Here is a 10,550-nt window from a genome sequence, read left to right as displayed (position 1 = left end):
CCGGTCGCCAATCCTCAGGCGCGCCCGTCCGTCCTGAGGCAATCGCTTTTCTGCGATATTGAGGTTCGTGAGAATCTTGAGTCTTGATACGACAGCTCTTCCGAGCGCGGTTGGGAGACGTTCCACCTCGGCCAACAGGCCATCGACACGCCGGCGGACAGTGGCATGTCCTCGCGCCGCTTCAATGTGAAGGTCAGTTGCCCTAACTGAGGAGGCCTCGCGAAACAGCCGGTTGAGAAGATCGATTGCTGGAGCGTCGAGAGCGAGATCCTTCAGCGTATCGTCATCCTCGGCGCCTGGGGTGGAGGGACGTACCTCGCTTGCATCGGATTGAACCTGTTCGAGCCGCTCGATCGCCGCGGTCACCTCGTCATCGGACGCGATCTGGACTTCGATCTCCATGTCTGCCGCAAGCTTGATGGCGGAAAGTGTTCTGTCGTCAGTGGGGTCGCTGAGAATGACGGTGAGCCTTCCTCCATCCGTCAAAGCGGGGAGCACATGCCGCTCCCGCATGAAGCGCAGTGAAAGGGCATTGGGCAGCACATGACGTTCCGGCCACTCCGTGGCGCGCCGGAGATTGAAGAGGAGGCTCAGTTCACCTGCGAGGACCTGTTGATCGATGACGCCCTGGCGGATCAGAACGCGCAAGGGCGTGTCGCCTCCCTCGCGCGCGAGCCGGCTTATCTGACCGGCTTGTTCGCGGGTGAGTAACGCTCTTTGCGTGAGATCGGTGAGGATGCTATCCAAGCTCGCTATTCATCATGTGAGAAGGCAAAAATCTTGACGCACAGCCCTGCGCGATGCGCCAACCGGTGCGTAATCCCATCGAGAACATCGTTGGCGAGATGGTGAGGCGATGTCTCAGTCATCGACATCGTCCAGCAAGATCAGTTCATGCCAGCGTGGTTTTTTTGTCCAGGATGGATAGATGCAGTTTCTATCCTTGCAGGTAAAGGACGCCGGGTGATGCGCCTGCCATTTCACCGCCTCTGCCTCCAGTCTTTCCTGCTGCTGGCGGCTTATCTGGTGCCGGTGCTGATCTCTCAACCGCGTCGCCTCAGGGTAACCGCCTGCACCTGCAATGTTGAACCAGAAAAACGCCAAAGAGGCATTCTGCTCTACGCCTCGTCCGCGGCCATGCATTCGCGCAAGAATATACTGCGCATCGGCCAGGCCTTGATCAGCGGCTTTCCGGTACCAGTAGAGCGCGTGCGAAAAACTCTGCGGCACGCCCAATCCGTCATCATACATCGACCCGACGGCGAACTGCGCGAAGGGATTTCCCTGCTGGGCAAGTGGTTTCATCAATGAGATTGCCACCGCATACTTGCCGTTCCGGTGATGCGAAACACTCTGCTTGTATTCATCTGACCAGGCAGTTCCACACAGGGCGAACAGCAGCGGAAAGATCAGCACGAGCCTGCAAGCAGCTGAAATTTGATGATGGACGCTGCTGAACAAGCCCTATCTCCTCATACTCACGTCGTGATCATCGGCAAGCACAGGCCGCCTGATCCTCAAGAACCCACGCGAGTTGTGAGGCTCTCGAGATGAGGAGCTACCTGTGCCATTGAACACAGTGTAGCAGAAAAGAGCGTGTTTGGCTGTCTTTTGGAGATACAACTAAAAGAAGAAAGTAACACCAAGAAAGACATCTCTTGCTGGGGTAAAGACAGGCCAGCCCAGCTTGCGGAGAAGCGAGTGGCGATCGCAAGAAATCTATATTTGACGAGGGCTGAACTCACCAAGACAGCCCCCAGTTGTGAGCATTGGCCTGGTCAACTCCCAGCGCGCCATTTGCTGTGCCAACTCAGCGTTTTGCTTTCAGAAATGCCAACTGCGTTAGACCGTCATGATGAACGGGGGAGGCGTAAGTCTCTGGTCTTGGGCGATGGTGCGATTGTCCGCGAGCCGGAGCAGATTACCGGACAGGAACGATTGGCAGATTGCATGCTTAGTGACATCAGTCAATTTGGAGTTCGTGTTTCCATGAGCCGTCATCAAGATGGGTTGACACGACACGTCCTGATGCTCCCGAGAACTGTCCCGTCCCGCCAATAATCGCACGCTCCAGTATGGTATGTGCTTTGAGCGTGGACCCTAATGTGGGATAAAGTCCGATGCCCTGAAGGAGAATGCGATCCTGTGGACCGCTTGAGAAAGTGAGTATTCCCAGTGTTATTCTGCTTTCGAATGTTTCAGGTTCATTCGTAGCCGCCGTCGTTGTCATGACCCAGTCCATGGTGACTTTGGCGCCCTTGTCATCTTGGCCATCATAGTGCCAGATCCTCTGGTCACCCACGGATTGACCTGAGACGCCCAGGTCGATGTAAGTTGGCGCGGATACTTCTCCGTGAACAACAGTGATTGTGGATTCGGCGTGAGCGGCGATAGCCATTGCACCGAGAGAGAAGAGGGACGTCGCGAAGACCTTCATGTTCTAATCCTATTAATTTGGGTGGAGAAGCTGAGCGTGCTTGGCATTGAAGTCAATATGCGTTGTGATCTTCATTCAGTGCCTTCGGCTGGCACGAGGGGCGTGCACGACATTGTTGACGAGTGTATTTCCTTGTCGTTGTGATTTTCGGAATGAGAAAAGCCGTCTTCTCGCCCATCGCACCTCATTGCGGTAGCGAGGGCATGCCGGGAGATACTGTTTTGTAATCAGTATGCCAGCGGCGAAGGCGGTGGCTGCGGGATCGCCCGCTTGCGGGCAGATCCCGTCCGTGCCAACTTTAGCTCAGTTATCAAAAGTCAACCAAGCGGAGACGGGCAACGTGAAGATCATCAATTCTGCCATTTATGCGGTCGCCATTCTTGGAGCCTTGACTGTACAGGCTCAGGCGGATGGCTACCCGGCCGTTCCATTGCTGTCGACCAGCAAGACGGTCATGGATGAGGAGATCGCCTACCCTGCCAATGGTCCGGCCAAGATCAACGCGATGCTTGTCACCATTCTGCCTGGCGAGAAGACGGTGGCTCATCAGCACGGCGTGCCGCTCTTCGTCTATGTCCTCGAAGGGGAAGTGACCGTCGATTATGGCGAGCATGGCAAGAAGGTCTTCACGCAGGGGCAGACCTTCATGGAGGCTATGGCCATCGAGCATGTGGGCACGAATGTCACCAGCAGCCCGGTCAAGCTGCTCGCGGTCTATTTGAGCGCCGAAGGCGCCAAGGACGTCATTCCAAGGCAGTGAGTTAAGTCTGGATCGAGGGGCTTTTCGATTCACACCGAGAGCCAACCCGGGATGTTCGTCATAAAGTGACCCGGGTTATCGGTCTTGCCGTGTTGGCAATTGATTCACTGGCAGGTGGCGGCAGGAGCCCGGCGGACTGAAACCGTCCCAAGAGAGGCGCCTGAAGGATTGGGGGCTTGAGAATGGCAGGGCCAGGAACGCCCTGTTAGGCCATCTCGAGGGCCTTCACGCTGCCTGCCATCTCGAAGAAATATTCAACCCCGCCAGCGGAGAGATCGCGGATCTGCTTCACCGCATCGGGTGCGCTGGCGTCCACCGTGTCGGTGGCCCCCAGCGTGCGCGCGAAGGCGAGCTTTTCGGCCGAGAGATCGAACGCGATGATCTGTCTTGCGCCCGCGAGCCTCGCGCCGAGGAGCGCGCTCAGGCCCACGCCGCCGAGGCCCGCCACCGTGAACATCCAGTTCATGGTGAAGGTCATCGGCAACCAGTGTGTTTCGATGATACCTTCGAGCGGCACGATGCTGGCCCAAGGTCAGTTGGGGGCGCCGCGCGCCTCAGCCCTTGCGGGTGAGCCAGGGCAGTGCATCGCCATGGGCCTCGCGCATCTTGCGGTTTCCGGCGACAAAGAAGCCGGCCTGTACCGAGTCTGCCCGGTTGCCGGTTCGGTAGTTCAGGGAGTGCAATCCCGTCGTGTCGAAGCGGAAGGCCATTTTCAGCAGGCTGGCGCAGATTGTCCTGTCGGCGGACGGCTTCCCCGGCTGGCGCGCGCGGCGGTGCCATAGTGGGCTGACAGTCAGGGCCACCTTCTTCGTCATCATGTAGCAGCTGGTATCGACGAGGAAGTCCTTCGGGCCGAGGCAGCTGTGCCAGCGGCCCAGGCTCTCGCAATTGTCTTCGCAGATGAAGCGCTGGTCCTGGTCGTAGATCTTGCGCAGCGAATAGGCCCAGTCGTTGCCGCGCGCGATAACGGCGGCGAGGCTGGCGATGTGGTCAGCGTCCATCCAGTTGTCGTCGTCGAGGAAGGTAATGATATCGCCGCGCGCGAGATAGGCCGAGGCCCCGTAGATGCGGTGGCCGAGGTAGTGCTGGGCGCCCGTCGCATAAGGCAGTTGTACCACGTCGACATGCGGGAACTCCGCAAGCAGCGCGCTGGCGCCTTCGCGCGGGCCGTCGACGAAGACCAAGTGCTGCACCGGGCCATAGCTCTGCGCCTGGACGCTCTCGATGGCCTGTCTGAGGAATGGCGAGCCCGTCGTGGGTGTGACCACGGTGACGAGCGGGCGCTCGCTGGCTGGAGGAGTCATGATGCTGTTCCGTTGGCCGCCAGTTTGCCGTCAGGGGCGGCTCTCCGCCACAATCTATTGCAGGGCCGACGCCCGTGCCAGCCCCGGCGGCGAAGGCCGTGCTGGCGGATCATCTGATTCTGAACCCGGACCATCCGATCCTCAACCTAAAGAGAAAAAACTGACCAGAAATGGCAAGCAGGGTCAGGGGCAGCTTTCCCGTCAGGTGGAAAGTGGAGCTAAAGTGTTGCAGATATGGCACGAAACTGGATGCTCTTAGGAGAAAACTATTCTACCCAAAATAGAACTTCTTGGCTTGGGTGACGTGCGGAGGTTTGATTTGCAACGATTTTCTCGAACTGCCAGGCACCAGTCTTCAAGTCTGGAACCGTCCACCGGCGGCTCGGAAAAGGGCACAAGGGCTAGGCGGCAATCGATTTCTGTGTATATTCGGCCACAATTAGGCCTTTTGCAGGGAGAGTTTTGTTATGGCGCGTGCACCAAAGTACACGATGAAGCGTAGCTGGGGTTGGATGACGAATATCGTTGTTCGTAAGCCGAGCAGCAATCGTGCACCAAAGCCAGCCTTCGCAATCCTGCGCGGCCTCGGCAGGCCATCACTTCTCGCCGCATCGGCGCTGGGCACGGTGCTGCTGGTCACGCCTGCTGTCGTGAAAAAGGCGCATGCGCAGGCCGCCGAACCTATCAACACGATGCCGTACACGGATACGGCGACTAACAGCGACGGAACGACTTACACCGTTCTTGATGGGCTGGATTGCACCCCCTTGTCGGCGACGTGCATCGACATCGAGGTTGCACCGACTGTCGACAACAGCTTCATCTCACTCGAATTCGATGACAATGCTTCCTCGCAGCTCAACTCGACCGAGGACGGCATTGTCATTGAAACGTTCAGCGACAACATCGATGTTACGATCGAGAACGAGAGCTCTTCTTCCTACATCGATGTTGACGGTTTCGGCATCGTGGTTGTGGGTGGCGAGGACGGAAGCAACAACGTCGGCTTCCTCGGTGACGTGAACATCACCTGGGCTGGTGACATCACCGCCGGTAACATCGGTGTCCTTGTGCACGAGGTCGGCAGTTTCGTAGATGGCAACGTCGGCTCCGTGACGATTGACGTCTACAACGTGACCACAAACGATCTTGGTGGAGACGCTATCCACGTTGGAAACGTTTGGGGCGGGCCGGTCGACATCTATGCCTCCGGCGACCTCAACACCGACGCGGATTATGCCAGAGGTGTGCTTGTCCACGACGTGGGAGGCGACGTCTATATCGAGGTGGTGGGTTCGATCAACACCGACGGTAAAGATGCCGATGGCGTGCAGGTCGGAAACGTCTATTCGACCGGCGACTCTAACGGCAACGTGACCGTAGACGTGGGCGACATCACCACCAGTGGTGATTATGCCGACGGCGTTCAAGTCAGCAATGTGGCAGGCTTCGTCGATATCACGACGGGCGACATCACCACCGGCAACCTGAACAGTGCCAATTACTCTGACGGCGTTTATGTTTATTACGTCGGCGGTGATGTGATCGTGAGCACGGGCAACATCGCCACCAACGGCGATGAATCTGACGGTGTCGACATCAGAGCCGTGAACGGTAGCGTAAATGTCACTGTCAACGGTGACGTCAACGTGACTGGTGACGACGCCAGCGGCATCAACATCGATGGCGAAGTCGAAATCGGCGGAAACACTTACGCATGGACCGACTCCGTCATTGTGAGCGTTGGCGACATCTCGACGTCCGGGATAGAGTCGGAAGGTGTAAACATTGATGACATCGTGGGCTCGGTGGACGTAACCGCCGGCAACATCACCACGAACGGCTATGACTCAGCAGGTGTCGAGATTGACACCGTAGGTGGCGGCGTGAGCGTCGTGACCGGCGACATCGAAACCTACGGCGATTATTCTGAAGGCGTTTTGATTACTGACGTCTACAGTGGGTTGATTGATGTGGACGTCAATGGTGACATCGAAACCAACGGTAATCTTGCTTTTGGCGTGGTGGTGGCCGAAGTCGACGTCGATCAGGTGGACATCACCGTTACCGGCAACATCGTGACGCAAGACGAGGGCTCCCACGGTGTGTTCGTCACCGAGGCCTATGCCGACAATCCCGATGACGGCATCCTGATCAACGTCCACGACATCCTCACAGAGGGCGATGACTCCGACGGCGTCAACATCACCGGTAACATCGCGGCGGATATGACCGTGAACGTCTCCGGCGACATCCTGGTAACAGGCGATGACTCGGCTGGTGTGCGCGTCGGATTTGACTTCGAGGACCTCGAGGACCTCGAAAACGAAGACCTCAACCCTGGCAACGTCTTCGCTGCCTTTGGCCAGGTTTATGGCAATGTCGTCGTGAATGTCGACGAGGGTGCCTCCATCTACTCAGAGGCTGATGGGCTCCTCTTGAACAACGGTGCGATCGTGGTTGGCACGGTTGGCGATATCACGGTGAACAACTCGGGCAACCTCGGTGCATCCAACGGTTTCACCGCGACGTTGTTCGCGCTCCGTGAAATTGACGAAGGCAACATCGCTCTCAACGATCTCGGCGACAAGGGAGACATCGTCTTCAACAATGAGGAGACGGGCGTCTTCAATGGGGCAATGCTCGCGGCCTCCGTATCTTATGACTACGGCAACACCTACTCTCCGGCTGGCACCGTGGAAATCAACAACGACGGTCTGTGGGATGCGGAAGGTCCGTCATTCTTGGTCGGAAAGGATGTGACGCTCAACAATTCGGGCATCCTCGCGGTCACAGGTGAATACAACCAGTATGTCGTAATAGAAGCTTTGTCCTTCGACGAGAAGGATGCCGAGTTCTACAACACCGGCATCGTGACCCTCTCCGATGACGACCCGACCGACGCACTTGCTCTCGTCGGCAAGGACGATGACAGCGACGATTTCGACTGGCGCGGTGGACCGGGATCGACCTTGGTGCTGGATGCCTATCTCGCTGGGCCCGACGACTCCGAGGCTGACTACCTCTACATCGACGGCGATACGGGCGGCAGGACAGAAATCGTTATCAACGATGTCGAACCCTCGAGCCCTGGCGCCTACAATCCGGAGGGCATACCGATCGTCGGTGTCGATGGCGAGACTGAGCTGGGTGACTTCGTCCTGGCAAACGGTCAGATCCATAAGGGCCTGTTCGATTACGACCTCTACCTTACTGAGGACGGCTATGACTACGAGTGGGTTCTGGCCAGCATCCCTGGGCAAGCCGCACACGAAGCACCGTCGCTGATCAGGGGTCTTGAGGATCTTGGACACGAAGCCATGGCCGTGGGTGTCGACCGCCTCGGCGTGCTGGGTGACTGCTCCGCGAGTTACCGGCCGGGCGTAAACCCGACATCTGACGCACCTGGATGCGACGATATGGGAGGCTCGGTCTGGATGAGCTTGCTGGGCCGCGGCATGAGTGTGGACGGTGACTCCTCGTTCGGGCTCTACGGCCAGTCCACCGACTTCGACGTCTCCTACGATCAGGTCATGTGGGGCCTGATCGCCGGCGCCGACGGGGGCAAGACGTGGACCAACAGCCACGGCAGCCTGAGTTCGGTCTTCGCTGGCGTGCTCGGTGGTTATCTGTCGACGACCATGGACTTCGACAGCGGCAACGAGGGCAGCTATGATGGCGGCATGGCCGGCATCTACGGCGGCTACCAGTCCGGCGCCTGGTTCATGAACAGCGTGCTGACCGGAATGTTCGGTACACTGTCCTTCGGCAGCAACTCGCTCGATCCATGGGATGGTGCGGATGACTCCGGCGTCCTGCAAATCGGCGGCACGGTGGACACTGGCTACCGCTTCGGCGCGGAGCGCGGCATGGCCGGCATCTACTTCGAGCCGGGCGTAACGCTCTCCATCCTCTCCAGCAGCATCGATGATGCGGAGTGGGCGGGTAACGAGATGTCCTTCGATGACAGCACGAGCATGCGTGGCCGTGTGGGTGCGAAGGTCGGTATGGAAACTGAAGGTGGCTTCACCGCCTTCGTGGAGGCCGCGCTGTGGAACGAGTTCGGAGACGATCCGTCAATCTCGATCAGCAGTCTGAACGCTCCTGACGTGTCGGTGTCCGGTGACGGTGCTGGCATGTGGGCGGACATCGGCCTCGGCCTCGGCTTCGTGTCCGAGCACTTCGCGGTCGGCGCCAAGGGCGACGTTGCCTACGGCGAGGACATGATGGGCTACGGCGGCTCGGTGAAGTTCCAGGTTTCCTGGTAATCACCTGACCGAGACTTGACGAGAAATGACTGCAAGAGCCGCGAAAGCGGCTCTTGCTTTTCTATGGGGCAGGTGGCTCTCTAAGGGGAGCGGTGACGTCGCTCCAGTAAACCGCCAGGATGACTGACATGGACACCACCAAGACAACCGCTGCCGCGGCCAGCGGCGCGGCCCCGGCGGAACAGAAGCAACCGAAAATCGCCACCTCGCGCGGACTGAGGGAATTCCTCGCTCAGCAGAACCTGTCCATCGCCTTCACGTCCTACCAGTCTGGACAGTTCTACATGCTGGGCGCGCTGCCCAATGGCAAGCTGTCGATCGTGCATCGCACCTTCCCGCGGGCGATGGGCATCTTCGCCGCGTCCAACCGCATCTTCCTGGGGACCCACTACCAGATCTGGCGCTTCGAGAATGTGCTGGAAGCGGGAGAGCTCGCCAACAAGGCGCACGACCGCGCCTTCGTGCCGCGCGTTGCTTTCAACACGGGCGACGTCGACATTCATGAGATCACGGTCGAGACGGGCGGCAGGCTGGTGTTCGTCAACACCAAGTATTCCTGCCTCGCCACACCATCGACCAGCAAGGCCTTCACCGCAATCTGGAAGCCTGACTTCATCTCCCGCATCGCGCCGGAGGACCGCTGCCACCTCAACGGGCTGGCCGCGCGCGACGGCAAGGTGAGATACGTCACTGCCACCAGCCGCTCCGACACCATCTCCGGCTGGCGCAACCGCAAGCACGAGGGCGGTATCCTGATCGACATCACCGACGGCCGCATCATCACAGAGAAGCTGTCGATGCCGCACTCGCCGCGCTACCACGATGGCAAGCTCTACATCCTGAACTCCGGTGAGGGGAATATCTGCCGCGTCGACGAGAAGTCCGGCGCGATCGAGCCGCTGGCCTTCTGCCCCGGCTTCCTCAGGGGCATGTCGATCCACAAGAACTACGCCGTCGTCGGCGTCTCGCTGCCGCGTGACAACACGTTCTCTGGCCTCAAGCTTGACGACGAGTTGAAGAAGCGCGATTCAGATCCCTGGTGCGGCGTGCTGGTCGTCGATCTTGCCAAGGGCGACATTCTGCACTGGCTCAGGTTCGACGACGTGATCCGCGAACTCTTCGACGTGGCGGTCATCCCAGGCGTCAAGTGCCCGATGGTGCTGTCCAACCGCTCGTCCGAGATCGACAAGCTGATGACCTGGGACGAGAAATTCGACTAAGCAAGGAGCGAATGCAATGAACGGACTTTTCAGATCCCTCATTCCCGCCGCAGCCGCGCTGGCGCTGTTTGCTGCTGCGCCAGCGATGGCGCAAGAAGAAGAGGCCGCGGCCGGTGCCGGTGCCAAGACCACCACCGAGACGATTGGCAGCTGGACAGTCACCTGCAGTGAGGGCGGGGAGGTCAAGCGCTGCGTGATGCAGCAGAGGCTGGCGACCAAGGAGAAGCGTCAGGTCGTCGCGTCTGCCACGATCAGGGTCACGAAGGAAGGCGGCGCCGAATTGATCATCGCGATGCCGACCGGCGTCGTGATCGGCCCGGGCATAGCGCTCGCCGTCGATGAGGGAGAAGCCGCCACGGCGGCCTTCCGAACCTGTGGACCCCGCGCCTGTCAGGGCGCGGTCAGCATCGACCAGGCTCTCATCAACAAGCTGGCCAAGGGCAAGACGCTGGGCGCCACGGTGCAGACGCTGCGCGGCAAGCCGCTGGGGCTGCAGTTCACGCTTGATGGTTTCACCAAGGCCTATACCGCATTCAAGAAGGGCGTAAGCCCGTAACGGCC

General features: G+C 59.1%; 9 protein-coding genes. 4 read left to right on the top strand and 5 right to left on the bottom strand.

Going from position 1 to position 10,550, the window contains the following annotated elements:
* From ACILRA_RS01590 to ACILRA_RS01580, 3 genes are all read right to left on the bottom strand, one after another.
* Positions 1–747 (bottom strand): GspE/PulE family protein (locus ACILRA_RS01590; protein ID WP_395660339.1); only part of this gene is annotated, 747 nt, incomplete at its 3' end.
* Between the two features lie 114 nt (positions 748–861).
* Positions 862–1,461: a tetratricopeptide repeat protein gene (locus tag ACILRA_RS01585; protein WP_395660338.1), complete on the bottom strand. Its 600-nt coding sequence runs from the start codon at positions 1,459–1,461 to the stop codon at positions 862–864.
* Between the two features lie 502 nt (positions 1,462–1,963).
* Positions 1,964–2,437, bottom strand: a complete 474-nt coding sequence (locus tag ACILRA_RS01580; protein WP_395660337.1) for a hypothetical protein — start codon at positions 2,435–2,437, stop codon at positions 1,964–1,966.
* 340 nt (positions 2,438–2,777) lie between these two features.
* Between ACILRA_RS01580 and ACILRA_RS01575 the strand changes: the two genes are divergently transcribed.
* A complete protein-coding gene (locus tag ACILRA_RS01575; RefSeq protein ID WP_395660336.1) occupies positions 2,778–3,197 on the top strand; it encodes a cupin domain-containing protein in 420 nt (139 codons plus the stop codon).
* A gap of 205 nt (positions 3,198–3,402) precedes the next feature.
* Here ACILRA_RS01575 and ACILRA_RS01570 read toward each other — a convergent pair whose 3' ends face one another.
* Entirely contained in the window at positions 3,403–3,714 is a 312-nt protein-coding gene (locus ACILRA_RS01570; RefSeq protein WP_395660335.1) for a DUF6065 family protein, read from the bottom strand.
* A gap of 37 nt (positions 3,715–3,751) precedes the next feature.
* Complete coding sequence (locus ACILRA_RS01565; RefSeq protein WP_395660334.1) at positions 3,752–4,501, bottom strand: glycosyltransferase family 2 protein; 750 nt, start codon at positions 4,499–4,501, stop codon at positions 3,752–3,754.
* 512 nt (positions 4,502–5,013) lie between these two features.
* On the opposite strand from ACILRA_RS01565, the gene ACILRA_RS01560 reads away from it, so the two are divergent.
* From ACILRA_RS01560 to ACILRA_RS01550, 3 genes are all read left to right on the top strand, one after another.
* Positions 5,014–8,769: a hypothetical protein gene (locus ACILRA_RS01560; RefSeq protein ID WP_395660333.1), complete on the top strand. Its 3,756-nt coding sequence runs from the start codon at positions 5,014–5,016 to the stop codon at positions 8,767–8,769.
* 128 nt (positions 8,770–8,897) lie between these two features.
* Positions 8,898–9,989, top strand: a complete 1,092-nt coding sequence (locus tag ACILRA_RS01555; RefSeq protein ID WP_395660332.1) for a TIGR03032 family protein — start codon at positions 8,898–8,900, stop codon at positions 9,987–9,989.
* Between the two features lie 16 nt (positions 9,990–10,005).
* Entirely contained in the window at positions 10,006–10,545 is a 540-nt protein-coding gene (locus ACILRA_RS01550) for an invasion associated locus B family protein (RefSeq protein ID WP_395660331.1), read from the top strand.
* Positions 10,546–10,550: the final 5 nt, after the last annotated feature.

The organism is Aestuariivirga sp., from assembly GCF_044239095.1.
In the GTDB taxonomy this organism is placed as follows: Bacteria; Pseudomonadota; Alphaproteobacteria; order Rhizobiales; family Aestuariivirgaceae; genus Aestuariivirga.
This window is presented reverse-complemented; position numbering and strand designations above follow the sequence as displayed.